The sequence below is a fragment of the Bradyrhizobium zhengyangense genome (genome assembly GCF_022012555.1).
Lineage (GTDB): Bacteria > Pseudomonadota > Alphaproteobacteria > Rhizobiales > Xanthobacteraceae > Bradyrhizobium > Bradyrhizobium zhengyangense.
Genome location: NZ_JAKLTZ010000006.1, coordinates 492,489 through 518,517, shown reverse-complemented (window position 1 = coordinate 518,517; position 26,029 = coordinate 492,489). Strand labels below are relative to the sequence as shown.

Here is a 26,029-nt window from a genome sequence, read left to right as displayed (position 1 = left end):
AGCACCGAAAACGCAGGTCTGGGGCGGCTTTTTGTTTTGAGCATGGTCTTGTCGGAAAACCGCGTCACACTTTGCGCTGACGCGGCCCTTCGGGTCCGGACCATGCTCTATCTCTTGGTCTCCCGGCAGCCGGCGGCCTCAGCCTCCTCGACCGAGCAGAACCAGCGGGTGCCCTTGCTGATCTTCATCTTGATCTGGGCGTACCAGCGGCTGGTTGGCCGGTGGTAGATGCACTCGCCGGACGAGTTGACGTTGCCCTTGATGGTGCAATCCGGCGAGGGCGCGACCGGCCCCGAGGCCGAGGCGAGCAGCACCGCATGAGCGCCCTCGGGCGGCTTGGTGGCACCCAGGATCGTGGTCTTCTTGTTGCGCACGCGCCAGTCCCAGGGCGCGATGAAGGCGCCCTGCCACATCCCGGCTTTTGCTTCGCGCGCTGCCGCTTCGTCCGCCTCGTAGTCCTTCGAGAGGCGGACATAGGCCAGCGCCCAGCCGCTGCGCACCAGCCATTTCTGGATGTCTTCGCCGCCGACCTCGCAGCGCGCCACGGTGCGGCCACGCCGGTCGATCGAGCGGGCATGGCAGACCCAGGTCTTGCCCTCGGAGTATTTGGCGAGCTCGTCGCGTGCGGCAACGCCGCAGGTCCAGCGCTCGCTCTTGGTGTTGAGGCAGAGCTGGTCGGCTGAGGGCGCGTCGATGCCGCCGAGCCGGATCCGCGTCGTGCCGATCAGGACGGAATCGCCATCGCGGATCTTCGCCGTGCCGGTGATATCAGCGGCCAGCGCCAGCGATGGCAAGCTGAGCAAAGACAGCGCAATCAGGAATTTTCGCAACATGCCGGTCCGCATTGTCTCAAGAACACCTTGATAAGCCGGGCAATTGTGGTCGGCTTTAGGCCTTGCGGCCAGCATAGGCCGAACAGATAGGCTTTCAATTTCCCGTCATTGCACGGCACAGGTCTCGTAGGGTGGGCAAAGCGTAGCGTGCCCACCATCAAGAGTTGGTGGGCACGGCGCGAAGTGCGCGCCTTTGCCCATCCTACGAGACCTGCGCTCGGGGCACGAGAGCCGTGCCTCACCCCCGCGCCATCGCCCGCTTCGCCACCGCAAGCCCCATCAGCACGAAGGCCGACGTCACCTCGGGTCCCCCGACCAGAATCCGCGTCGGGGTCTTCATCTTGTTCCATTCATAGGCGCGGAACGGGCCGCGGCGGCCGCCCTCGCCGATGGCGTTGACGATCACGGTCAGCGCCGGCGCGAAGGCGCGCGGATCGGCGCCGAGATGGCCGAGCGCAATCAGCGCCAGCGCCGCGTCGAATACGTTCATCTCCGCGGCCATCAGCTCGCCCTTGACGTAGGAGAGCACGCGATGGCGGATGAAGTCGAAATCGCCGGCGGGGTCGATTGCGGCCTGGGCTGCCAGCGGCAGCGCCAGGAAGGCCGCATAGCAGCGGCCGAAATAGGCGCTGTAGAGCTCCGGCAGATAATAGATATGCGAGCGCGGATTGGTGAAGGCCCCGCTGGCCGCCAGCCGCTTCTGGAAACCGATGATCCGGTGCACGGTGGCGAGCCGCGTCGGCGTCTCCAGAATCTTCCAGCGTGCCAGATTGCGAAAGCTCACCTCGAGAATGTCGAGATTGAGCGTCGGGTCGAGATCGTTGCCATAGGGCCGCTCGCCTTTGAGGTTGTCGATCCAGGTCGCGACGCCGCCTTCGTAGTCGAGATGATCGTTGAGCGGAACCGTCACGCGCGGCTCGTTGACGCCGGCCTGCACCTGATAGCCCGCGTAGAAGTCGAGCAGTGGCTGGTCGATGATCTCGTCAAGACAGCCGGCCTGCGTTGCGGCCGAGATCGAGCAGGCGGTGGTGTCGCAGTCCGGCACGTAGACGCCGAAGCCGAGGTCCTGCTTGATCTGGGCGAAATAGCGGGAGAAGCGCGGATGCGGCGCCGGCGCGAGCGCCGTGATGACGTTGAAGCGCGCGCCATCTGCGCCCTGTACTTCCTCGCGGCTGATATTGACGCAGAAATCGACCATGTCGGCGATGGCGCGCTCGGCGGCTGTCTTGTCTGTTGGCGAAGCCAGCCCGGTCTCGACATAACTGAGCAGCGCCTCGATGAAGAACGCGTCGTAATAGGCCGAGCGGTGGCGGATCTGCACCGGCTCCCACATCGGCTCGGCGATGCCGGCCCAGGGCGGATTGACCACGGCGCGCGCAGGCGAGCGCGCGATGAAGACGCGGGCGAGGTTGAACAGCAGCGATGAGTTCTTGTAGCCACGCGCGTTCAGGCCCGCGAGCGCCATGATCAGCTCGCGCCCTTTGAAATCGGGATCGCCGATCAGGTTGAATGCGGCATAGGTCGGCAGGAAACCGTTCTTGCGGTAGGAGCCGAGCAGATGCTGCGCGCAGTCGCGGATGACGCCGTCGATCTGCGCCTCCGGGGGAGCCGAGCCGATGAACATCGCCGGCGGCGGCTTGGGATGGTCGAGCGCGATGGTGTCGACGAGCTCGGCCACGGGCTGGCCAACTGCGGCCCAGTCGGGCTCGGCATCGTCGCGGGCGCGGACCAAAGCCTCGCGCAGCCGGGCGAGCTTCGCCTCGTCGCGCAGTTCGGGCAGGCCGCCACGGCGCAGCAGCAGGCGCAGCGCGGGATTGCCGAGCGCGGTCTTGTAGAATTTCGCCAGATGCGGATCGCCGCTGGTCTGGCCTGACAATACGGGATCGCAGACGTCGTAAAGCGAAGGGCCGTCCTTCCGCGCGGTCAACGCCCGGCAGGCGGCGCCAGCAAAATAATGAAAGCTCATGAAATACCTGGTCGCGGGGCCTTGGTCGGGGACGGCCGGTGCGCTCCCATCTGCGCACCACCCCTGCAAGTGTTTGAAAAAGCTACCCGGATTCGCAGGAAATACAAATGTGATGGGAGTCACGGAAAAAGTCGGCACGCGGGCTGCATGATCGGAGCCCGGAAGGCTACGGGGATACCAAAAACGAAGGAGTCGAGAGCAAGAAATTTACTTTCCATTTCAGTAGCTTAGCTCAAATTTTGGGCAATCTATTGCAGGGCACACTATATGCCGTTAAAGGTTTGTTTGGTGCGGCGCCGCAAATTGCGCGCAATTCGGGGGCACTCCCCCGGCCGATCCCTCAAACCTAAAGACGCCATCGCGCTACTCAACCAGTGTGCGCGCGCTTGGCAGGTCTTTGGTACTGACAGGAACGAACCGAGATGAATGTAAGGCAGCTCGACATTTCCCGACGTTCGATTGCGCTCGCCGCGGCCCTCATCGGCACCGTGTCGCTGGCGATCGGCGCCCATGCTGCCCTCAACATGCGTGCGCTCGACGCCGCCAAGGCCGTTTCGACCGAGGTCACGGGCTCGGTCGGCCAGACCTCGCGTCTCGCGCTCGTCATCGGCAATGGTCATTATCCCGACGCCAGCGCGCCGCTGACGCAGTCGATCAACGACGCGCGCGCGCTGTCCTCCAGCTTGCGCAAGAACGGTTTTGACGTCGACATGGTGGAAGACGCCAGCAAGGACGACATGATCCGCGCCGTCAACCGCCTGAAGTCCCGGATCAAGCGCGACACCACCGTCATGCTGTTCTTCGGCGGCTATGGCGTGCAGGCTGGCCGCGAGAGCTACATGCTGCCCGTCGATGCCGTGATCTGGAAGGAAAGCGACGTCCGCCGCCAGGGCGTCTCGATCGAGGGCGTGCTCGAGATGATGAAGGAGCAGGGCGCCAAGGCCAAGCTCGTCGTGGTCGATGCCTCGCGCCGCAATCCTTACGAGCGCCGCTTCCGGTCCTATTCGCATGGTCTCGCGCCGATCGGCACGCCCGACAACGCGCTGATCCTGTCGTCCGCTTCGCCCGGCAAGGTCGTCGACGATGGCAAGGGCGAGCACTCGACGCTGGTCACCGAGCTGCTCAACAACCTCAATGCGCAGGGCACCGCCGAAGGCGTCTTCAACAAGACCCGCGTCGCCATCGCCCGCGCCTCCGAAGGCGATCAGGTCCCGACCGTGTCGTCCTCGCTGCTCGAGGACGTGCATTTCGACCAGGCCGGCGGCTAGTTATTTAGCGACGAACGTAGCTACGTAGTAAGCTCTCGTAGGGTGGGCAAAGGCGCAAAGCGCCGTGCCCACCACCCTTCCGATATTCGCGAGAAAGACGTGGGCACGCTTCGCTTTGCCCACCCTACGGCAGCGTGCCTGGGGACGTCTGCCTCTTCATCATCATTGCTTCGCTGCGCTCGCAATGATGGATGACGCGCGAGCTACTTCGCAGCTTCCGCGGCCATCACCGGCCGCACGGGATCGCCTTCGCGCAGAAGCGCGCCGGCGCGGGCGACGACGATGTCGCCTTCGTTCAATCCATCGCGGACTTCGATATTGCCACCCGACATCAGACCGATCTCGACGCGCTTGGTCTCGACGCGGTTGCGGCGGATCACCTGCACCACGGTGCCGGCGGACGAGTATTGCACCGCTGTCAGCGGCACCGCGACATTGCAGCTCTGCCCGGTCTTGATCAGCGCGCGTCCGCTCGCATTCAGCAGCAGCCGCTTCTGCGGGGAGGAGATGCCGATATAGACCATGCCCTGCTGGATGTTCGGCTCGACGGTCGGCCCGATGCGGCGCACCTTGCCGTCGATATCGCCGGCACCGGCAATGCGCACGGTGACAGGCTGGCTGACCGCGAGCTTGCGCACGTCGTTGGTCGCGACCAGGGCGACGAGATCATATTCGCTGCGCGCCACGATCGTGAACAGCGCCTCGCCCTTGGCCGAGGCGAGGTTGCCGATCTGCGCGGTCGAGGTGGCAATGATGCCTGCCACGGGCGCGGTGATCTGAAGCGTGCCGCCTTCGGGGAGCGCCAGCCGCGCCAGCACCTGGCCGGCCGTCGTGGTATCGCCGGCCTCGGCCAGCACCTCCGTCACCTTCAGCCCCGGACGCTCGGGCCGAACCGAGGTCTCCTCGCGCGCGATGATCGAGCCGGTGGCCTCGACGATGTCGGAGAAACAGGATTTGGCCGCCTTCAACACGGTGACCGCCGGCCCCTTGGGCGCGTCGTCATCAGCCGCGCGCACGGGCTGGGCGGAGAGCAGCGCCAGTCCGGCAAGGGCAATGAAAGTCTGGGACAGGGAACGCGCAGGCAATGAACGCATCGGTCATTCCGGTTGGCCGCAAGGCTCTAGGCGATGAGGCCTTCATCGATAGCAGAAGCGATGGCGGCGGGCCATGGGCTGACTGGATGAGAAATGCCGCAGCGCAGGCGGCGCGATGCCGCCTGTTGAATTAGTCGCTGCACGAGCGAAGAGGTTCGCGATTCCCCTGCCCTCCAGGGGAGGGCCAGAAAGCCCGCTCACTTCAACGCCAAAAACTCCACCCAGTTCGGCTTCTTGCCGGTGGTGTAGGACTTCAGCTTGCTGAGCGCGCCGCTGGCCTGATCGATGGCGTAGACCGTCATGCCGTCCGAGAGCTCGCCGACCGCGGCGAGGTAGCGGCCGGTCGGATCGATGTTGAAGCCGCGCGGCTGCTTCTCGGTCGGCACGCTGCCGACCGTGGTCAGCTTCCCGCTCGTTCCATCCACCTTGTAGGCGGTGAGCGTGTTGGTGGTGCGCTCGGAGGCGTAGAGGAAGCGGCCATCAGGGGTGATGTGAATGTCGGCGGCCCAGGGCTTTTGACCAGAGTCCTTTCCGGTGAAACCTTCCGGCAGCGTGGTCGTGCGCTGGATCTCGCTCCAGGCCCCGCTCTTGGCTTCATAGCCGTACGCCGCGACGTCGCCGTTCAGCTCGTGGATGAGATAGACGAACCTACCATCAGGGTGGAACACGAAGTGCCGCGGCCCGGATTTCTCCGGCGTTTTGACAGCAGGCTGATCGCTCGGCGTCAGCGTGCCGGCGCTGGCATCGAACGCAAAGCGCAGAACCTGGTCCGAACCGAGATTGGTCGCGAACACAAAACGGTTGTCGGGCGAGGGCAGGAAGGCATGCGCGTTCAGTCCGGTCGGGATCACCTGCTTCGGCTCGCCGACGACGCCGTTCGCGGCAAGCGGATTCAGCGCGACCTTGTTGCCACCATAGGAAGCGCTGAACAACACCTTGCCGCCGCGGTCGATGGCGATGTTGGCCATGCTGTCGGCAAGCGGCCCGTTGCCGATATGGCTGAGCTGGCCCGTCTTCTGGTCGATCGCAAAGCTCACGGCCTGGAACGGCTGCGAACGGACGCCCGCGATCAGCACGCGATGGTCGGGCGTGATCGCGAGCGGCGTCGAGGCGCCGGGCTTTTCGACGCCCGCGAAGGCGGCGGTCTGCACCGGCGTCATCTCGCCGTTCTCGGCGATCTTGAACACGCTGATGTCGTTGCTGTCGGCATTGCCGACATAGGCGAAAGTTTCGGCCATGCCGGCACGGGCTCCCAAGACGAGGGCAAGAGAGGTGACAAGAGTGGTGGCGATCGCAGCGCGCGGCGATTTCGATGTGATTTGGCGTGTTGGTTTGATCAAGGGCGTCCTCCTGCCGGTGTGGCGTTGTTGTTTTGCGGCAGAGGATAGCGGCTCGTATTGCCCGGCACCAAAATCCAGATGGGATTGATCGATGCCTAAATTGTATCGTTTCCTCTTCCCGCCGCTAGCGCACCGACGCCGTCAGGTCGCGCGAGGGCAGATGCGGGCCGGCCACATGGTCGGGCGGCCCGAGCACGCTCCACACGGCGATCGCCACAATGGCGGAGGTCAGGATGGTCCAGGCGACGAGTTGCTTCCGCATCAGGCCAAATCCGTCGGGTCGAAGGATCGGTGCACGCTGGCCATCGTGCACCGCAAAAAGCGACCCGGCTGTGAACTCGTTCACAGCCACATGGCGCGCGAGCAAAATTACGAACCATTGCCGGCGGTGTGCATTGATCCGGCATGCCCCGCGAAAACGACCTCGAAGGCAAGCCCGACATGGGCGGCAAGCACGGCGGCCAAGCTGGCCAGCCCAAGCCGCCGTCGCGTCCGCGCGAAGGCGGGCACGATGAAGATGTCGTGGCAAAGCGCCACACCGATCAAACCGGCCGCAAGGTCTCGCCGACCAACACACGAAAGCGCTAAGCTTTGCCTGCTATTGCTTAAGTCGCAGGCCCCGGCCACGCGAATCGTCAGGGAACGGCAGTCCCTTCGCGCCGTTACCCCGGTCCCGCAAGCCGAGGACATAACGGAGGCTGGCAAAACGGAGGCTGGAAGTGTTTTGGATCTATTGGGACACCGCCTGGTCGCTGATCATCAGCGGCATCATGTTCACCACGATCGTGACCCACCCGGACGCCGAGTTCGCCGAGATCCGCGCCGGACGACAGTGACAGTCCAGGCGCAATAGCCTGACGACGGTCTGAAACATCCATCTGCGCGGGTGCCATTCGACTCGCCTCGCGCGTGGACGCCCTTGGTGAACCAAATCTTAGGGGCAGCGCGGTACTTTTCTGCATCTTTTTCCGATTCAGAGACCCGGCGCTCCCTATGGCATTGTTCGGCAATCCTTCCATTCGTTCTGTTCTCGGCGCCATCATCGGCGTCCTCGGCCTGTTCCTGGTCGGGCAGCTCGCAACCGGGCTGCTCGGTGCGGTTGAGCGCAACGGCGCGGCGCAGAAGGTCGAGCGCTATGCCGGCACTGACCAGCAGCTCTTCACGGCCCTGCTCGGTTTCCGGATCGAGCGCGGCACTTTCCTGTCGGCGCTGGTCGCGGAAGAGCCGGCCAATGCCGCTGCCGATGACCGGATCGCATCCAACCGGCAATCGTCTGAAACGGCCTACAAGAGCGTGCTCGAACGGCTCAACGGCGTGGCCGATTCCCGCCTTGCCGGGGTCATGGGCAAGTTCGTTGCGCTCCATGATGCGCTGATGCCGCTGCGAACCAAGGCCGAATCTCTGATCCACCAGCCCAAAGCTGCGCGCGACACCAAGGCAGCCGACGAATTCAGGAAGACGGCGCAGGACTATCTCGACGCCATCCTCGCGCTCACCATTGAGCTGGAGAATGCGCTCAAGCTCACCGACCCCGTGGTCGATCATCTCCTCGGCGTCAAGCAGTCGGCCTGGGCCGCGCGCAATTTCGGCGGCCTCATCGCGATCCGTCTCGAGGCAGCGGGTGCCGCTGCAAAGCCCTGGACCGCCGCCGACATCGTCGGGGCGGCTGAGGATGCCGGCCGCGCCAAGCAGGCCTGGAGCCAGGTGCGGGATACCGCCAGCCGCACTGACGCCCCCGCAAGCCTCACTGACGTGATCGCGCGATCGAAGGCGGGCGATGCGGTTGCCATGGTCGAGCGCCAGCAGGGCCTCATCAAGGCGCTGAGCAACAACCAGACCATCGACATCAAGGGCGTCGAGCTTGCCAAGCTCAACACCGCCATTCTCAATTTCTATGTCGAGGCCGGTCAGGCGGCGCTGGCCGAAATGGTCGCCCGTGCCGGACAGCAGAAGACGGCTGCGATATGGAGCCTCGTCTTCAACGGCGCGATGATGCTGGTCGCGCTCGCCATCACGGTGTTCGGCTTCATCCTGGTTCAAAGCCGCGTCAGCACGCCGATCCGGAAGCTGACGCAGGCGATGCGCAAGCTCGCCGAGCGCGACTATGCGATCGAGCTCGCAGGCATCGAGCGCGGCGATGAGATCGGCGAAATGTCGCGCGCCGTGTCGGTGTTCAAGGAGAACATGATCGCGGGCGACCGCCTCGGCGAGGAAAAGGCCGCCGAGCAGGCCAAGAAGGAGCGTCGCCAGTTTACCATCGACGGGCTGATCGAGCAGTTCGAAAAGACTGTCACGGAATCGCTGCACACACTGGCCTCGGCCTCGGGCGAGCTGAATGCCACGGCGCAGTCGATGTCCTCGACCGCCGAGCAGGGCTCGTCCCAGGCGGCCTCGGTCGCGACCCTGTCGGGCGATGCCTCCTCCAACGTGCAGACGGTGGCTGCGGCGACGGAAGAGCTGTCGGCTTCGATCAGCGAGATCAGCCGCCAGGTCGCGGAATCCTCCAGCATAGCCGGCGCCGCTGCCAGCGAAGCCGATCGCACCAACACCGAGGTGCAGGCGCTGGCCGATGCCGCCCAACGCATCGGCGATGTCGTCGCGCTGATCACGGGCATTGCCGAGCAGACCAATTTGCTGGCGCTCAACGCCACCATCGAGGCCGCGCGCGCCGGCGAAGCCGGTCGCGGCTTTGCGGTGGTCGCATCGGAAGTGAAGAACCTCGCCACGCAGACCGCGAAGGCGACGGAGGAAATCACCGGCCAGGTCGCCGCGATCCAGGGCGCCACCAAATTGTCGGTGACGGCGATCCAGTCGATCGGCACCACCATCCAGCGCGTCAACGAGATCGCAGCCGCGATCGCGGCGGCTGTCGAGGAGCAGGGCGCCGCGACGCGCGAGATCGCGCGCAACGTGCAGCAGGCCTCGCAAGGCACCAACGACGTCTCGCGGCATATCTCGGGCGTCTCGCAGGCGGCCGGGCAGACCGGCGCCGCCGCCGGCGAAGTGCTCGATTCCGCCAAGATGCTGGCGCGCCTGTCTGATGATCTCAAGCGCGACGTCGACCGCTTTGTCGGCGATCTCCGGGCGGCGTAGGACGCTTCGTCCACGCTCGCCGTGCCCAAGCTCAGCCGCGGTTAACCACCGTTAACGGTTCCCGCGCTGAGGCCAAATCGCTTTGAAGTTTCTTAAATTTTGCTGGGTACCTCTCCCTGACAACTGATCCGGGGAAAGTAATGGGTAAGCGGGCCAAACGTGGAAAAGCGGAGACGCTCGCACTACCAAAGGCCGCGAGAGTTGCAATTGGCGCCGTAGCCGTCGCCATCGTGGGCTACAGTTTGCTGTCTCGCCCGGCGGGTGTGCAATCGCAACAGAAGCCGTCGCCGCACCAGGCCCAGGCGTCGTCGTCTCCGGTTTACGTGGCAACACCAGCTCATGTCTCGGTGCCAGCTCCGGCGCCGATTCCAGCTCCAGCCCCGGCGCCACTGGTCGAGCCACCAAAAGCCGCTGAGGGTCCCGGAGCCTTTGTTCGGCAGGTGGTTGACTACGCCAGCCACCAGACGCCGGGCACTGTGATCGTCGATACCAAGAACACATTCCTCTATTTCGTCCTGAACGACACGCAGGCGCTGCGCTACGGCATCGGTGTTGGCCGTGAAGGCTTCACATGGTCCGGCGAACAGACGGTGGCCCGCAAGACGGAATGGCCGGATTGGCGTCCACCTACGGAGATGCTTGTGCGCCAGCCTTATCTGCCGCGGTTCATGGCAGGCGGTCCCGGCAACCCGCTTGGCGCTCGGGCGATGTATCTCGGCGAGACCGAATTCAGGATCCACGGCACCAACAAGCCCGATACGATCGGCAAGCGGGTCTCGTCCGGCTGTATCCGGTTGACCAATGATGACGTCGTGGACCTCTACGAGCGGGTGAAAGTCGGAGCGAAAGTGATCGTGCTTCCGGCAACCGCTGCCCAGATGCAATCATCCGGACCGAAGATCGCCGAGGTCCAGTAGTACGCGGCACGTCACTGCATCATCGCAGCCGCGATCTTCTCCGCCGACATCAGCACCGGGAAATTGGTGTTGGCGCACGGCACCACCGGGAAGATCGAGGCGTCGACGACGCGCAGGCCCTGAATGCCCTTGACCCGGCCTTGCGTGTCGACGACGGCCATCGGATCGTCGGCCCGGCCCATCCGGCATGAGCAGGAGGCGTGCCACACGCCGATGGTGGCCTTGCGCACGAAAGCTTCCAGCGCCTCGTCATTGTTGATCACGTCATCGAAGGTAAAGCCCTCGACCACGAAATTGTCGATCAGATAGTGGCGCAGCGCCGCCGGCCCATCCATCATGGTCGCGGCGATCCTGGTCAGGATCTTGTTCTGGGTGTTGACCACGCCGATCTTGCGCACCTTGTCGGTATAGGCGGCCGGGAACGGCTTGTCCGTCACCTTCTTTACGATATCGCTCATCTGAATGGCGGCCATCTTGCGGAAGCCGCTCATCAGGCGGTCGAGGTCACGCCGGTCGGACAAGAGATTGAACTCGACGATCGGCTCAGCCGTGGGCTCGCGCGAGGCGAGCTTCACCTGCCCCGTCTCGGAATAGGTCTTGTTGACGAAGGTGAGCAGCGAGCCGATCTGCGCGCCGACCGCGTGCCAGGCCGATTTGGAGAGCACGACGACGAACATGTCGCCCTTCGGCACGCCTTCAAGTCCTGACGAGTAACGCAGGCCAAGCTGCATATGCCGCCTTGTATGCTCGTTCATGCGCGCGCCGCGGCGGACAAAGGACGACAGAGAGATCGAGGGATGGTCCATCAGGCGCTGGCCGACGCCGGCGAGCCCCATCAGCACCGGAATGCCCATGTCCTTGAGGTGGCCGACCGGACCGATGCCGGCGCGCAAGAGATGCGCCGGCGAATGGATCGCGCCGGAAGAGAGGATGATCTCGCGTCCCCGGAATTCCTGCTCGCGTCCGTCGATCACTGCTTTCACGCCGACGCATTGCGTGCCTTCGAAGATCAGCTCTCTCACCTGCGTGTTGGTGGAGATCGTGAGATTGGTGCGCTTGCGGGTGTCGCGATCGAGATAGCCCATCGCGGCCGAGACGCGCTGCTCGGCCTGGTTGGAATGCGTCACCGCAAAATAGCCGTCGACGAACTCGCCGTTCTGGTCGGCCACGTAGGGATGGCCGGCTTGATCGAAGGCGTCGGCGAACGCCTGCGAATGCTTCGTCCAGTGCTCGCGTGGAATGCGGCGCACCGGAATCCTTCCGTCCTTGCCGTGATAGGGTCCGTCGAAATCGAGATCGCGCTCCACCTTCTTGAAGAAGGGCAGCACGTCGTCCCACGCCCACCCTTCCGCGCCACGCGCCTGCCACTCGTCATAATCGGTCGGCGCGCCGCGATTGGCCATCTGGCCGTTGATGGACGAGCCGCCGCCAAGCACGCGCGCCTGCTCGTATTTGCGCAAAGGCGGACGCGCTTCGTTCGGATTGTTGTGGCTGACGACCTCGGTCGTGACCTTGAGCTCGGTCCAGTGAAAGCGCGGATCGAAATAGGCCGTGCCCGGATAGCTGTCCCTGATTTCGGCGGGCTCGTTGCCGGGTGGTGTGTCCTGCCCGGCTTCGCACAGCAGGACCTTGTTGGCGCTCCTGGCGGAGAGCCGGTGGGCCAGCACGGACCCTGCCGAGCCGCCGCCCACGATAATGTAGTCGTACACGATTGGCGTTTCCTCTTGTTCTTGCCCCAAGAGGGTAACGCGGAAATATCGCGAGGTCACGCCCCGCCCACGCAGGCGGTGGGTTGCGTCAAGACGCTATTGCAAAACCTTACTGCAGGACCTTGGGCATCACGACGACGACATCGACCTGCTTGTTCAGCACCCGCGAGGCGACGGCGGCGATGAGCGGCGAATAGCTGTCCTCGATGTCGGAGGCGACGTCCTCGTTCCTGGCGAAGGCGTAGAGCATCGTGCCCTCGATTTCATCGAAGCGAATACCCGCGAAGACGTGATCGAACGTCTCGGCGCCGACGATACCGGCCATGAGCGCCTGAATGGCGTGGTCCTGAATGCGTGTGAGCTTCATCATGCCGATGAGATATGGGACCTCCGTGCAAATGCAAGGCGCGGAGGAAAAACTCTCAGGCCGCAGCCGCCTGCTTCGACAACAGCTGCTTCAGTTTTGCCGCCGGCACGGCGGGGCTGAACAGCCAGCCCTGCATCTGGCTGCAGCCGAGCTGGCGCAGCACCTCGCGCTGGGCTTCGGTCTCGACGCCTTCGGCGGTCGTTGCCATGTGGCGGGCGGCGGCCATGTGCACCACGGCCTGCACGATCGGCGAGGAATCCTCAGGTTCGCCGATATCGCTGATGAAGCTGCGGTCGATCTTGATCTTGTCGAAGGGGAAGCGGTGCAGATAGCTCAGCGACGAATAGCCGGTGCCGAAATCGTCGAGCGCGATGCGCACGCCGAGCTCGCGCAGCTGCTGCAGGATGGTCAGCGCCTCCTCGTCGTCGCGGATCAGCACGGTCTCGGTGATCTCGAGCTCGAGCCGTCCCGGCGCCAGGCCCGACTCGGCGAGCGCAGCCGCAACCTTCAGCGCCAGCGTCTTGGAGCGGAACTGCACCGGCGAGACGTTGACCGCGATGTGGATGTCGCCGGGCCAGCTTGCCGCCTCAAGACAGGCTTGCCTCAAGACCCATTCGCCGATCTCGCCGATCATGCCGGTGTCCTCGGCGACCGGGATGAAGTCCGCAGGCGAGACCATGCCGCGCTCCGGATGGCGCCAGCGGAGCAGCGCCTCGCAGCCGGTGACGACATTGGCGGAGAGATCGACCAGCGGCTGGTAATGCACCTCGAACTCGCGGCGGGCCAGCGCCTGGCGCAAATCGAGCTCGAGCTGGCGGCGCTGCCGCGCCTTGGCGTCGTATTCGCCCACGAAGATGCGGAAGGTGCCGCGTCCCTCTGACTTCGCCGCATACATTGCGAGATCTGCGCGCTTGAGCAGGTCGTCGATGACGTCGCCGTGGTCGGGCGCGATCGCGATGCCGATGCTGGCGTCGGACGCTATCTCCTGGCCCTTGCAATCGACCGGCATGCGCAGCGATGCCAGGATCTGTTCGGCCAGCATCGCCAGCTCCGCCTGGTCGCAGGTCCCGGCCTTGATGATAGCAAATTCGTCGCCGCCGAGACGTGCCACCAGATCGTTGCCGCTGACGCAGGCGCGCAGGCGGTTCGCGACCTGACGCAGCAATTCGTCGCCGACCTCGTGGCCCAGTGAATCGTTGACGCCCTTGAACTCGTCGACGTCGATATAGAGGATTGCAAACGGCTTGCCTTGGGCAAGCTCCGCCACGCGGCGCTCGAGATGACCGCGCATTAGCACGCGGTTGGGAAGGTCGGTCAGCGCATCGTAATGCGCCATATGCGCGATGCGCTCGTCGGCGCGGATGCGCTCGGTGACGTCGTCATGGGTGGCGAGCCAGCCGCCGGCCGCGCTGGGCTGGTTCTTGATTTCGATCAGGCGGCCATCGGAGGTCTCGACGATGCGGCTCTGCGTCAGTCCGACCTGGCTCAGGATCCTGTCGCAATAGGCGTCGACGTCCCCGTCGAACGAGCCGGTGTCGGCGCGATGCTGGATCACGTCGCGGAAATTGACGCCGGGCTTCACCACCGCGGTCGAGAGCCCGTACATGTCGATGTAGCGGCGGTTGCAGACGATGAGCCGCTCGTCCTGGTCGAACATCAAGAGGCCCTGCGTCATCGTGTTCATGGCGGTGTCGAGCCGCTGCTTCTCCAGCGAGACTCGGTTGGTCACCTGGCGGAAGATCAGGAACAGGGTGAGCACGAGCAAGCCGATCGACAGCACGGCGACGGTGACGAAGAACTTAGTTTGTGTGCGCCAGGTGGCGAGCGCTGCATCCAGCGACCTGGTGGCGATGATCACGAGCGGCTCGCCGGTCAGCAGGCGGGAGGCCACAATGCGGTCCTTGCCGTCGATCGGGCTGGTGAGCTTCGTCGAGACGGAGGTGCGATCGAACACGGCCTTCTGCTCCGCCGAGCCGATGCGATAATTTTGCCCGATCATCGCGTCGACATGCGGAATGCGCGCGAAGAGCTGGCCGCTCTGGTGGTACATCGCGACCGAGGAATCCTCGCCGAGCCCGGTTGAGGCGAAGAAGGATTCGATCTGCTCCGGCGCGATCGCGCGCGTGACGATGCCGAGGAATTCACCGTGCGGACCTGACACGCGTCGCGCCAGCACGATCGCCGGACCCTTGCCCAACCGGCCGGGCACGACCTCGACCTCTTCCTGGGCGATCGCATCGTTCTTGAGCCTGATAAAATAGTTGCGATCGGACACCGAAATATCGGCGACGGGCCAGCGTTTCGACGAGTTGATCAGCCGCCCTTCGGCATCGAACACATTGGCGCCGGCAATGTCGGACCAGCCGCTCGCCTTGGCGCGCAGCACCTCATGCATGGCGAGCGTCGCCATCTCGCTGCGGAACAGTTCGGGGGAAGCGATGCCGTGGCTTTCGAGTTCCGCGATGATGCTCTTCTGGAGGACCGCGAAATCCGCGAACTCGCGATCGAAATGACGGGCCAGCAGGCGGACGGAGCTTTCAAGGCTGTCGCGACCACTCTCGATGGCGTTCTGCCGGAAGCGGTCGACGGTGAGCCCGGTGCCGATGGCGGTCGCGGCCATGAGCACGAAGCCGCCGACGATCAACCACGTCAGCGGCGCGCCGCGCCACTGGCGAAGCAGCACGCGCAATCGCGCGGTCCATCGGATTGATGCGCCCATCCTGCCCTCCCCTGGGATGCAGAATGCGCCAAAAACGCCAAGACCCCGTTACCATTGTGGGTTAGCGAAGTGTGAACTGGAACAAAATCAGGGGGTTGGCACGGCTATTGGGAACTCCAAAACGCGGGGCGGTTCTGGAGCTGCTTATCACTCCCGCTTCACTTCCCATTTCAGCGCTTCCGCATTCTCCTTGGCGAACATCGGCGGCACGTCGAATTTGCCGGTCTTCAGGTCATAGCGGCATTGCCAGCCGCCCAGTCCCTTCATGACGGTGTTTTTCGGATGCTTGTCGTATTGGCCGGCGAGGCTGATCACGAGATAGCGGTTGTTGGGCCAATCCACGCCGAGCCAGTGATAGGCCTCTTCGGTCCCCTTCAACAGATTGGCCGAGATGTGGAAGTCGAGCTTGGCAAACGTCTTCGTCTCCGGCCGGCCGTAGAAATAGGCCCAGGCGAGATCGCTGAGCGATTTTGTCCTGGTCGCACTGACAAAGGTGCCGTTCTCGGCATGATAGAGAAACAGGTCCTGCTCGCCTGAACCGGTCTTCTGCATCCGCACCAGCCATTGCGAATCTGCGGTGAAGCGGAAGCCGGCGCCATAGCCCTGCTCCGGCTTCAGCTCGGTCATCTGATCGCCGCGACGGGCCCAGACCTGCCGTTTGACGTCAAAAGTGCCGGGGTCCTTGGTGTACTGCTCGAGCTTGGTGGCGCCGTCGGGCGAGGTGAAGGCGAGGTCGGCATCGTCGGTGAGAACGAACCCCGGCGGCGGGCCGGAGGCGGCAGCCGCGGGAGCTGCGGCGAGTGTAAGGGCAAGCGCCAGCCATGGCGCGGCGCGGCAAAATGCGGTCATGGTGAAATTCCCAGGAAAATGGCCGTTAAAAAATGGGCTTGATGCGGCCTCGCTGGTTTGACGCGGACAGGGCCGGCGCGGTTCATCCCTTCGAACGTCTTGCTGCCGCAGCCAAAACGGCGCAATTTGCCGGGGCTGATTTGCGACCCAGAGATTTTTGATCAAGGTTTGAGGACTGATGATCACCGCATCCAAGGCCTTCATTGCGTTCTGTCTGCTTGCCGTGGGCGGCACCGTGCTGGTGATCGGCCCGACCGAGCTGCGCCACATGCTGCCGGGTGGGACGAAGACCGAAATGGCCGCGGTCGCAAAGCCCGAGAGCAAGCCCGAGAGCAAGCCCGAGGTGAAAATCCGGCCCAAGGTCGAACCCAAGGCCGAGGCCAAGGTCGAACCAAAGGTTGAGGCCAAGACCGAACCCAAGACCGAATCCAAGATCGAACCCAAACCACAACCGAAGGCCGAAGTGCCGAAGCTCGCCACGGTCGCCCCCGCGCCGTCCGCCTCGCCGGCGACGACCGAGGCGCCGAAGGCGGGCGCGCTGGCCGAGACCCAGAAGCAGATCGCCGCGCTGGCGGATGTCGCTCCGGCCAAGCCGCAGCCGCCTGTTGCAGACACCGGCCCCCGCTTCGATGTCGCCCGTGTCGACGATCATGGCGAGGCCGCGGTGATCGCGGGCCAGGCTGCACCGGGCGCCAAGGTCGAGCTGCTGCGCGACGGCCAACCGCTCGACAGCGTGGTGGCCGATGCGTCGGGCCAGTTCGTGATGACGCCGCCAAAGCTTCCCGCCGGCAACTATGAGCTGGCGCTGCGCGCCAAGGCACCCGACGGCAGCGTCACGCAATCCAGCCGCACCATGCCGGTGACGATTGCTGAAGCCGCACCGCCGCCTGCGCGTGTCGCTGTGGCCGCGAAGCCCGAGGCAAAGCCGCAAGAAGCAAAACCTGATGACAAGCCGGAGGTTGTCGCATCGCTTCCGGCGCCGCGTCTGGCCTCGACGCCGGAACGGTCCGCGGCTCGGCCGCGGATGATGGGTCCGTCCAGACCCAAGTCCATGGCGAGGGTGCCTGCGACATCTGCGATTGTCGCGGCGGCCTCGCCCGCAGAGGTGCTCAACACGGCACCGGCGGAGGCCAGCGGCAGCCGGGTGATTTCCAAGGGTGACAGCCTCTGGGCCCTGAGCCGTCTGGCCTATGGCGACGGCGCCCGCTACGCGGTGATCTTCAATGCCAACCGCGAAAAGATCCGCAATCCGAATCTGATCTATCCCGGCCAGACCGTATTGGTGCCGCAAAAGGCGCAGTGAGGCGTCGTCATTCCGGGGCGTCGCGAAGCGACGAACCCGGAATCCATTGTCCTACCGTCACCGTCGCTCGATGGATTCCGGGTTCGCGCCGAGGGGCGCGCCCCGGAATGACGAGCGATTGGGCTCGCCGCCACTGCCGCCCCTCGATCCGCGACGCTTTGGCCCGTCTCGCCCCGGAACATTTGGTTCCCCGGCGCGTCTTCTCCCTGAGACGAGATGCGTGTTTGAGAGGACAACGCAGTGGTCAGCTCAGTGGTCAGGTCGAGATCACACTTGCGACTGGCGCTGGTCGGCGCGGTCCTTGCGATTGTGACAGTGCTGCTGCCTGATACAGCCAATGCGCAATTCGGATTGCGCGGCGGCCCGCTCGGCGTTGCCCGCTTTGCCGTCGGCCATGTCATCGGCCTGTCGCGGCTGCGCCATTCGCGCATGGCGGTGCGCGGTAGCCGCTATCGGTCCGCTGCCATGAGCGCTCAGGATCCGAGGGGCGGTGAACGCGGCCGGCCCGCCAACCCTTACGTCTTGCGCGCCGCGCTCACGGCGCAGGCTGCGCTATCGGGCTGGCACGGCGGCCGCCGCCCGCAAGGCTGGTGGCGTCATCCTGATGGCAGCTATGGCTGGATCGGTCCGGTGTTCTGGCCGTTCGCGCATGACAATCTCACCACCGCAATCGTCTTCGGCGACACGACCAGTCTCTCGCTCTATGGCTATGGCGATATCTATGCCGCGATCTTCGCGCCCTATGCAGCGCCCGAGCTCGCGGCCTACACCGCGCCGCAAGGCCGCCGCGCGCGACGAGTCCCGACCGTCGAGGCCGTCTGCGACAGCAGCGACACCGGTGGCTTGCCTGTCGATCGCATCGCGAGCGCCGTGCAGCCGAACGAGATGCAGCGCACCGCGCTCGATGAACTCGCCGCTGCCTGGACCGCAGCGCGCGACACCATCCGCACCTCGTGCCCGGCGCAGGCGCCGATGACCGCCGCGGAACGCCTCGGTGTGATGCAGGCGCGGCTGGATGCGATGATCAAGGCCACGGATGCGCTGGCAGCGCCGCTGGATAAATTCGTTGGCCTCCTCGATGACGGCCAGAAAGCAAAGCTCGAATCCCTCGCGAACGAACGCCGCGCCGCGCTTGCAGCCGCCCAGCACAAGGATGCACAGGCGGCCCAGGCGCCGCAGGCATCCAAAGCCTGCGATCCGAACTACGATCCCCGCTATGATGTGCAGGCCCAGCACCAGTACGAACAGCTCGTGCAGCAGCAATGGCCCGCCGCCGACATCGTGTCCACGCTGAAGCTCGACGACACCGGCAGCGCCCGGCTCGACGTGCTCCAGGACACCACGCTGCGCACGCTGGAAACGCTAAGCTCTTGCCCGATGAAGGCGGAAGCGACACCGCAAGCTCGCCTCGCCGCCGTGAAGCTGCGGCTGCAGACGATGCAGCAGGCGGTGGGCGGCGTCAGCGATGCGCTCGACGATTTCGAAGCGGATCTCAGTGACGAGCAGAAGGCAGCCTTCGAGGCGATGGGGCCGAAGCGGGGGATGTGATCACCCGCACGCTCCGCTGTCATCGCCCGCGAAGGCGGGCGATCCAGTACTCCGAGACGGCAGTGATGGAATCGAAAGGCCGCGGCGTACTGGATGCCCCGCCTTCGCGGGGCATGACAGTGGAAGATCCGGCTCGGTTGTTGCCAACCTCACCCACACGCCCAGTCGAACTTCATATCCCTGAAATCGAGCTGCGCATTGCCGCCACCAAAATTGTAGCCGCCGAAATATTCCTCGAACTCGATGTAGAACGGGCTCATCTCGGGCACGGCCTGGCAGGGCCGCATGGTGCCGCCGAGATGGTTCGGCGCGTGATCCTTGCCCCAATCGTGCAGGCGGAAATTGTCGCGGCTCGCGACGCCGTCGACATAGTAATAATAGGGCTGATATCCGGTCGGCGGCCCTCGCTTCACATGCGTATCCTGCGGGCCCTTGCCGGCGTTGGGATCCTCAGCGCGGGCCGTCAGCGCGATGGCGCGGTTCTCGGCGAGATCGGCGCGCGGCGTCGTCGGCAGCAGCTTCTTCGCGTAAGGGGCTGCGGATTCGTGGAAGGCGCAGGCAGCGCCGACATCGAGCCAGCGCGGCCGCTCCGCGGTCGCAAGTGCGAGCGGCGCCGGCGGGGTTGCGAATGCGCCGTCATATTCGGCTTTGGTCAGAAGGATCGCGGCATATTCGTAATCGAGAATGTCGGTCATGCGCGACAGGCGCGGATGTGAGGCGCGTGCCGCCACCGCCTCGCGGATTTCAGGATCGTCAGGCGCGCCGCCGTCATTGTGGTCGGGCGCTGTCGCGAAGAACGACACCGCGACGATGTCCTCGCCATGCACGCGATAATCGTCCGGCAGCAGAAGCGTAAAGCCGTGCATCAGCGGATAGCCGGTGACGGGATCGAGTGGCCATTGCTCGCTCTCAATGCCCGGCGGCAGGCCGAAGACCCAGCCATGGTCGCGTGCGCGATCGGCGGAACGGTCCTGCATCTGCAGATCATAGGCGCGCGAAGGCAAGGCAAACACCACAAGCCGTCTCCCATCCGAACTCCGCCTCGTCGTTGAAGCCTGGGTTAGTCGCGGTGAGCCGCGATGTGGTTCGTGAGAGAGGCAGATCGCAACAGCATGGTCATCGCGGGATCGGTTGACCCGACGGACACACATCAGCGCGTGGGGAGATCAGGCGCAAACGCCCGATGATGCCATTATGCCAGTGTTTTGCCCGACGCGTCAAAGGGAAATTCGCGAAATCCGTAGTCGCATCGAAAATTCGCTGTATCGCCCGAGCCCTACCTACTGTGCATGGGGTTGTTTTCGACTTCCGTGGCGATGATTACCCTCGCCGACGTGCCGCTGTCGCGTCGACGACGTTGTCGACCTCATCACGCCACGACAAGATCTCCATCGCCAGCACGGGATGATTGAACCCCTTGAGCTGGAGATCGTCGAGGGCGCGCGCCTCGACCCATTGCTCGACCATGCCGTAGACGCGGCGGCTGACCACGATCTGGTTGGGTTTGGCTTCGGCGCAGAGGCGGGAGGCGAGGTTGGTGACGCTGCCGATCGCGGCATATTCCAGCCGCTGCTCGAAGCCGACCTGGCCGAGCGTGGCATAGCCGAGCGCGATGCCGATGCCGAAGCCGAGGCTGTGCCCGCGGTTGCGCCAGCGCTCGGTCAAGGGACCGATGGTGTCGCGCATCTCCACCGCCATCTTCACGGCGCGCGCGGTGTGGTCCTCGAACTGGATCGGCGCGTTGAACAGGATCATCACGCCGTCGCCGGCATATTTGTCCAGCGTGCCTTCGTACTTGAAGATCAGCTTGCCGAGCGCGGCGTGATATTCGCGCAGCACGTTCATCGCCTCTTCCGGCTCGGTCGCTTCCGTGAAGGCGGTGAAGCCGCGCAAATCGCAGAACACCACCGTGACTTCGCGGCGCTGACTGGTGAGCAATCCCTCCGGGCTGTCGGAGGACGCGATCAGCTGCGCCACCTGCGGCGCCAGGAAGCGCTCGAGCTTGCGGATGCGCTCGATCTCGCCGAGCTGGGTCGCGACACGTTCTTCGAGCGACTTGTTCCAGTTCTTCAGCTGCTCGGTCTGCTCGCGCAGCTGGTCGGCCTGGGCGCGCACGGTCTCGTTTGCCGTCTCCAGCGCGTGGCTCTTGTGGTCGACCTCGGTGAACAGGCGCGCATTGCGCATCGCCAGCACGGCCTGGTTGGCGAAGGTGCGCATCAGGCCGATGAGGCTGCCTTCGAATTCGCCGCTTGAGCGGCGCAGCACCACCAGCGCGCCGAGCGTGCCCTGCTGATCGACCAGCGGCACCACCAGCACCGAATGGAAGCCGGCGGCGACCGCGACGTCGCGCAGCGGCTGCTCGGCGGCATCGTCGAGATCGGCGATCGCGATCGGCTCACCGCTTTTGGCGGCATCGCTCAAATTGTTCGCGCCTTCGTCGATGCTGACATGGTCGCCCCCGGCCGATTTGTCGATGCCGTCAGCCTCGACCAGGTTGAAGCGGCGCAGCTCGGCCTCATAGCCGTAGATCAGCACCGCATCGGCATGGCTGATCTCCAGCGCCCGGGCGGCGATCGTCGGCAGCACGGCGTTGAGGTCGAGCGAGGACGAGACCGCGCGGCCGACCTCTTCCAGCACCTTCAGCTCGTTGATCGACTGCGCGAGGTCGCGGGTGCGCGCCTCGACCTTGGTCTCGAGATCCGTATAGGTCTCCTGGAGCTGGCCGGCCATGCGGTTGAACTGGCCGGCGAGATCTTCCAGCTCGTCCGACGTATGCACGTCGATGCGGTGGCTGAAGTCGCCCTCGCCGAGCTTGTGCGCGCCGTCGCGCAGCGCGGTGATCGGGATGATCATGCGACGCGCCAGCAGCGTGCCGGCGAGGATCGCGACCAGCAGCCCCATGCCGATCAAAAGCGCGATGCGCACGAGCTGGTCGCGGATCGGCATCAAGGCCTGCGTGGTCGGTTGCTCGAACAAAACCGTCCAGCCGAGCTTGGGCACCGTGCTCGCGGCTGTCAGCACAGAATGGCCGTTGAAGTCGGTGCCCGACGTGTCGGGCTCGCGGCCGGGCGCGATGGCTGCTGCGACCTGCGGCAGCTTCGACACGTCCGTGCCGACATCGGGCCCCTTCGACGATGTCGCCAGCACGCGGCCGTGCGGATCGACAACATAGGCGAAGGCGGCCTTGCCGACCTGGTTGTCCGACAGGTAGTCGGAGAGGAAGCTGAGATCGACCTCGGCCACGGTGACACCGGCATTGAAGCCGGAATGGGCCACCGAGATCGACATCACCGGCCTCTCATCGACGAAACTAGCCGGCGAGTAGCTCACCCCGCGCGCCACCGTGTCGGTGAAACGCATGTCGCGGGAGAGGTCGGCATTGCCGCCGGTCGTGGTCGACTGCCGCGAGACGCGCAGCACCTCGCGGCCCTCGCCGTTGAGCTGGTAGAGCTGGGTGACGACCGCGACCTGATGCAGCAGCTGGGCATAGCCTGTGCGGCGCTTTTCGAGCGTGTCCTGGCTGGCCGCCGTGACCCAGCTGATCTGGCGCTCGAGCTCGGAGATCGACTGCTCCATGCGCCGGGCGGTGGCCTGCGCCTTGTCTTCGAGCCCGTCTGTCAGCTGTGTCCTGGTGGCGCGATAGGAGATCCAGGTCTCCATCGCGCCGTTGACCGCGAGCACGAACACGACGAGGCCGACGAGGGAGACGACATATTTGGCGAACAGGCCCTCGCGCAGAACCCAGGTCTTGTCTTTCGCTCCCGCCATCCCGATCCTCTCGCGCCGCGACCGACGCCGGCGCTAAGGGCCCTACGGCCCCCATGGCCCTTCTACCACAATTTGGGTGTTTGGACGGGTAGGGGGCGAGGAACGGGCTGGTGTGGTTACTCGTCGGGGAATGCCTGGAACGGCCGGCCGGGCGGTGAATTGTCGCAGCCGGCAGGCTCCCTCCTCCGTTCGGATGAAGAAGCGGACGGGGCGGCGGTGTATGGCTGCGCGCGGAGTTCGACGCCTTGGTCCGCCAATCACCGATTGAACAGCTGCCGCATCACGTCGTTCATCGGCTGGCTGTCCTGCTGCGCCGGAGGCGGATCCTGGGTCGGAGGGGCGGGCGAAGCCTGCGGCGCCGGTGTGGTCGGGCTGCCCGGCAGGCTGCGGCTTCGGCCGGTGCCGCTTCCGGCGCCACTCGAGAGTCCCTGCTGGATCAGATTGCCGATCGCCTCGCCCAGCTGGCCGCCGAGCAGATTGTTCTGACCCTGCCCTTGCCCCGGCTGCTGGACTTGCGGATTGGCATTGCTGGCCGCGCTGCCGCCGGCGCCCGGCACGGCGCCGCCGAGACCAAAGCTGTTCAGGATGTTGCCGAGCCCGGCGCCGTCGGGGCCGAACAGGCCCTTGCCCATCTCACGCAGCTTGGCATAGGCGGCTTCAGGATTGTCGAGCACGCCGGCCATGTCAGGATAGATCTTCGGCTGCGACCAGGCGCCCGTGATCATCACGGGAATGCCGAAGCCGACAGGTTCGGAGGTGCGGCCCTGGCCTTCCGTCGTCATCACCAGCTTCGGCTCGACGCGAAAGCCCATCATCTTGGTGTCGAGCGCGATGGTGCCGGCGCCGGTGACGCGCACCAGCGGGCCGATCAGGTTGAGATCGGTCGTCACCGCCTGGCCCTTGTCGATGCGGAAGGAGGCGGAGAGCTGCGACAGATCCGTGCTCTGCTCCTGGCCGGAGCTCTGGTTGTCCTGCCAGCCCGTCAGCGTGCCCGAGGTCAGAGAGCGGATCATCTGCGCGACATTGATGCCGCGGATGGCGCCGTCCTGGAAATTGACGAAGGCGGTGCCTTGCATGTTCGCCATCAGCGCGCGCTGGCTGGTGCCTGCGCTGCGCAGCGCGAGCTTGGCCTGCAGCTTGCCGTCGATCCGGTCGAATTCGGCGAGGCCCTGGAGCAGCGGCAGCGCGCGCACGCCGACCAAGTCGGAATGCATGGCAAAGCTCGGCGCGCCGCTAGTGGCATCGAGGATCACCTCGCCCGACACCTGGCCACCATAGGCGCCGAGATTGGCGGTGCCAGCCTTCAGGATGCCGCCAGCGAGCTTTGCATCGAGCGCCAGCGGCGCAAGACGGGCATCACCGATGACGGCTTCGTTGGCCGAGATCCTGACCTGCGCGTCGACATAGTTGAGCCCGGATACGTCGATCGGCGCATCGCTCCAGGGCTGCCCGGCCGCGCCATCAGGCGATTTCGCCAGCGGGATTGCGAGGCGCTGGAAATCGAGATCGAGCTTCACCAGCGGTTTGCTCGCGGTGTCGACCGAAGCCCAACCGTTGAAGGCGCCATCGCCGAGCGTGCCGTTGACGCTGTTGATCATCACGACTGCGCCGCTCAGCCGCAGCTCGGCGTGACCGGCCAGCTGCGACTTCAGCACATCGGGCATGTCGACGGCGAAATCCACCGGGACGGTCTGCCGCTCGATCGGGGGCGCCGGGGTGGTCGCCTTGATGTCGAACTTGGTCGGGTGTTCGCCAACGCGCGCGGTACCTGCGATATTGACCTTGCGGTCCTGACCGGCGACGATGTCCGCGTTGATCGCGCTGATGCGGCCTTCGACGCGATCGCGTGCGCGCGAGAATGCGACTTCGCCATTGACGATCTTTACGCGGTTGATGGTTGCGCCGTCCGTGTCGAGCGCGAGCGGCTTTGGCGATGCATCCGTATTGGGCAGGCGCTCACGCAGCAGCGGCTGGTACAGCACAGGATGGCTGACGATGATCTCGCTGATCTCGGGATGACCCGACCACACGCTTGCGAGCGACATGTCGGCCTGCACGGTGTCGATCGTCACGCGTGCAATGCCGCTGCGGTCTTTGGGATCGGCAAGCGTGAGGTCGTTCAGCGTGACGTTCAGCGTCGGCCACAGGCTGATCTTCGTGGTTCCGTCGATCGACAGCCGATATCCGGTCGCCTGCTCGACCCGCGAGGCGATCGTCGCAGTCAAAAAGCCCGAGGGAACCCCGATCACCAGCAGGAGGACGATCACGATGATGATCGCGGCCACCGCCGCGCCGGCGAATTTCACTGCTCTCATGTCGACTTTCCAACCACGGACGGGCGGCGTCGCAACCGGCGGATGACCCGTCCTTTGCGCCTGAGTTTATCCCGGGACGGGAAGCCGCTCCAAGCGACTAAAAATAATCGGGAGGTGCTGCAAAGTTATGTGACTTATGACACACTTCTCCGGCGCGGTTTTACGCGATTCTGACGTTCATGCTTCCAAGCGATTTGCCCTGGCAATTGACGAGTAAATTCACAAGGACGTTGAAATGAGCAAGCAGGCCGAATTTGCGGTCATTCTGAAAATGAATGCCATGTTCGCCGATCTCGGCGTGGACGAACTCCAGCGTTTGTCCAACCTCTGCCACACCCAGCATCTGGCGAATGGTGAGGTGCTGTTCCAGAAGGGTGACCCGGGCGACGCCCTGTTCGGGGTGCGCCGCGGCCAGGTCCGCATCGAGACAGGCGCCTCCGACGGCAGTCGGCTGACGCTGAATTTCATGGGTCCGGGCGATTTGTTCGGCGAAGTCGCGGTGCTCGACGGCCAGAGCCGCACAGCGGATGCGACCGCGGGCGAGGTGAGCGAATTGTTCGTGCTGCGGCGCGAAGACTTCCTCGCCTTCCTCGAGCGCGAGCCGAAGGTCGCGATCAAGATCATCGCGCTATTGTGCCAGCGCATCCGCTGGCAGAGCGAGCGCATGGAAGAGTCGATGCTGCAGCCGTTGCCGGTGCGGCTGGCGCGGCGGCTCTGCGCGCTTGCCGCCGATTTCGGCTCCGAGGTGCACATCTCGCAGGAGCAACTCGGCGTCTTCGTCGGCGCCGCCCGCGAGAGCGTCAACCGCCAGCTTCAGGCCTGGCGCAAGGAAGCGATCCTGGATCTCCAGCGCGGGCGGATCCTGCTCAGGAACATGACCAAGCTGACGGCGATCGCGCGGAACGAGTAGGGGCAGCTAGGCTACTTCCGCCGCTTGTCG

19 protein-coding genes are annotated in these 26,029 nt (G+C 64.9%); 7 read left to right on the top strand and 12 right to left on the bottom strand.

Going from position 1 to position 26,029, the window contains the following annotated elements; translation table 11 throughout:
- Window positions 1-107: 107 nt before the first annotated feature.
- Entirely contained in the window at window positions 108-833 is a 726-nt protein-coding gene (locus tag L6639_RS25270; protein WP_237864340.1) for a thermonuclease family protein, read from the bottom strand.
- 238 nt (window positions 834-1,071) lie between these two features.
- Window positions 1,072-2,799 (bottom strand): hypothetical protein, encoded by a 1,728-nt coding sequence (locus tag L6639_RS25265; RefSeq protein WP_237864339.1) that lies wholly within the window; start codon window positions 2,797-2,799, stop codon window positions 1,072-1,074.
- A gap of 422 nt (window positions 2,800-3,221) precedes the next feature.
- Here L6639_RS25265 and L6639_RS25260 point away from each other — a divergent pair, with 422 nt between their 5' ends.
- Entirely contained in the window at window positions 3,222-4,067 is an 846-nt protein-coding gene (locus L6639_RS25260) for a caspase family protein (RefSeq protein ID WP_237864338.1), read from the top strand.
- Window positions 4,068-4,270: 203 nt separating this feature from the next.
- On the opposite strand, the gene L6639_RS25255 is transcribed toward L6639_RS25260, so the two are convergent.
- The 3 genes from L6639_RS25255 to L6639_RS25245 all read right to left on the bottom strand — a co-directional run bounded on the left by L6639_RS25255 (window position 4,271) and on the right by L6639_RS25245 (window position 6,763).
- Window positions 4,271-5,161 carry an efflux RND transporter periplasmic adaptor subunit gene (locus L6639_RS25255; RefSeq protein WP_237864337.1) on the bottom strand — a complete coding sequence of 297 codons (891 nt, stop codon included), beginning with the start codon at window positions 5,159-5,161 and terminating at the stop codon, window positions 4,271-4,273.
- 197 nt (window positions 5,162-5,358) lie between these two features.
- Complete coding sequence (locus L6639_RS25250; RefSeq protein WP_338076554.1) at window positions 5,359-6,501, bottom strand: lactonase family protein; 1,143 nt, start codon at window positions 6,499-6,501, stop codon at window positions 5,359-5,361.
- A 124-nt stretch (window positions 6,502-6,625) separates the two neighbouring features.
- Entirely contained in the window at window positions 6,626-6,763 is a 138-nt protein-coding gene (locus L6639_RS25245; RefSeq protein ID WP_237864335.1) for a hypothetical protein, read from the bottom strand.
- Between the two features lie 143 nt (window positions 6,764-6,906).
- Here L6639_RS25245 and L6639_RS25240 point away from each other — a divergent pair, with 143 nt between their 5' ends.
- The 3 genes from L6639_RS25240 (at window position 6,907) to L6639_RS25230 (ending at window position 10,511) form a co-directional block, all read left to right on the top strand.
- Window positions 6,907-7,089, top strand: coding sequence for a hypothetical protein (locus L6639_RS25240; protein ID WP_237864334.1), 183 nt, complete (start codon window positions 6,907-6,909; stop codon window positions 7,087-7,089).
- Between the two features lie 405 nt (window positions 7,090-7,494).
- Complete coding sequence (locus L6639_RS25235) at window positions 7,495-9,594, top strand: methyl-accepting chemotaxis protein (RefSeq protein ID WP_237864333.1); 2,100 nt, start codon at window positions 7,495-7,497, stop codon at window positions 9,592-9,594.
- A 140-nt stretch (window positions 9,595-9,734) separates the two neighbouring features.
- Window positions 9,735-10,511: a L,D-transpeptidase gene (locus L6639_RS25230; RefSeq protein ID WP_237864332.1), complete on the top strand. Its 777-nt coding sequence runs from the start codon at window positions 9,735-9,737 to the stop codon at window positions 10,509-10,511.
- A gap of 11 nt (window positions 10,512-10,522) precedes the next feature.
- Here the strand turns inward: L6639_RS25230 and L6639_RS25225 are convergent, their stop codons facing one another.
- From L6639_RS25225 to L6639_RS25210, 4 genes are all read right to left on the bottom strand, one after another.
- Window positions 10,523-12,220 carry a GMC family oxidoreductase gene (locus L6639_RS25225; RefSeq protein WP_237864331.1) on the bottom strand — a complete coding sequence of 566 codons (1,698 nt, stop codon included), beginning with the start codon at window positions 12,218-12,220 and terminating at the stop codon, window positions 10,523-10,525.
- A gap of 109 nt (window positions 12,221-12,329) precedes the next feature.
- Window positions 12,330-12,590: a hypothetical protein gene (locus L6639_RS25220; protein WP_237864330.1), complete on the bottom strand. Its 261-nt coding sequence runs from the start codon at window positions 12,588-12,590 to the stop codon at window positions 12,330-12,332.
- Window positions 12,591-12,642: 52 nt separating this feature from the next.
- Window positions 12,643-15,306 carry a bifunctional diguanylate cyclase/phosphodiesterase gene (locus L6639_RS25215; RefSeq protein ID WP_237864329.1) on the bottom strand — a complete coding sequence of 888 codons (2,664 nt, stop codon included), beginning with the start codon at window positions 15,304-15,306 and terminating at the stop codon, window positions 12,643-12,645.
- 147 nt (window positions 15,307-15,453) lie between these two features.
- Complete coding sequence (locus tag L6639_RS25210) at window positions 15,454-16,155, bottom strand: hypothetical protein (RefSeq protein WP_237864328.1); 702 nt, start codon at window positions 16,153-16,155, stop codon at window positions 15,454-15,456.
- A 178-nt stretch (window positions 16,156-16,333) separates the two neighbouring features.
- On the opposite strand from L6639_RS25210, the gene L6639_RS25205 reads away from it, so the two are divergent.
- Complete coding sequence (locus L6639_RS25205) at window positions 16,334-17,458, top strand: LysM peptidoglycan-binding domain-containing protein (RefSeq protein WP_237864327.1); 1,125 nt, start codon at window positions 16,334-16,336, stop codon at window positions 17,456-17,458.
- A 279-nt stretch (window positions 17,459-17,737) separates the two neighbouring features.
- Window positions 17,738-19,006, top strand: a complete 1,269-nt coding sequence (locus L6639_RS25200) for a Spy/CpxP family protein refolding chaperone (protein ID WP_377802861.1) — start codon at window positions 17,738-17,740, stop codon at window positions 19,004-19,006.
- A 149-nt stretch (window positions 19,007-19,155) separates the two neighbouring features.
- On the opposite strand, the gene L6639_RS25195 is transcribed toward L6639_RS25200, so the two are convergent.
- From L6639_RS25195 to L6639_RS25185, 3 genes are all read right to left on the bottom strand, one after another.
- Window positions 19,156-20,022, bottom strand: a complete 867-nt coding sequence (locus tag L6639_RS25195; protein WP_237864325.1) for a hypothetical protein — start codon at window positions 20,020-20,022, stop codon at window positions 19,156-19,158.
- Between the two features lie 304 nt (window positions 20,023-20,326).
- Window positions 20,327-22,774 (bottom strand): adenylate/guanylate cyclase domain-containing protein, encoded by a 2,448-nt coding sequence (locus tag L6639_RS25190; protein ID WP_237864324.1) that lies wholly within the window; start codon window positions 22,772-22,774, stop codon window positions 20,327-20,329.
- Window positions 22,775-23,031: 257 nt separating this feature from the next.
- Window positions 23,032-25,089, bottom strand: a complete 2,058-nt coding sequence (locus L6639_RS25185) for an AsmA family protein (RefSeq protein WP_237864323.1) — start codon at window positions 25,087-25,089, stop codon at window positions 23,032-23,034.
- Window positions 25,090-25,324: 235 nt separating this feature from the next.
- Between L6639_RS25185 and L6639_RS25180 the strand changes: the two genes are divergently transcribed.
- Entirely contained in the window at window positions 25,325-25,999 is a 675-nt protein-coding gene (locus tag L6639_RS25180; RefSeq protein WP_237864322.1) for a Crp/Fnr family transcriptional regulator, read from the top strand.
- The last annotated feature ends 30 nt before the right edge of the window (window positions 26,000-26,029 follow it).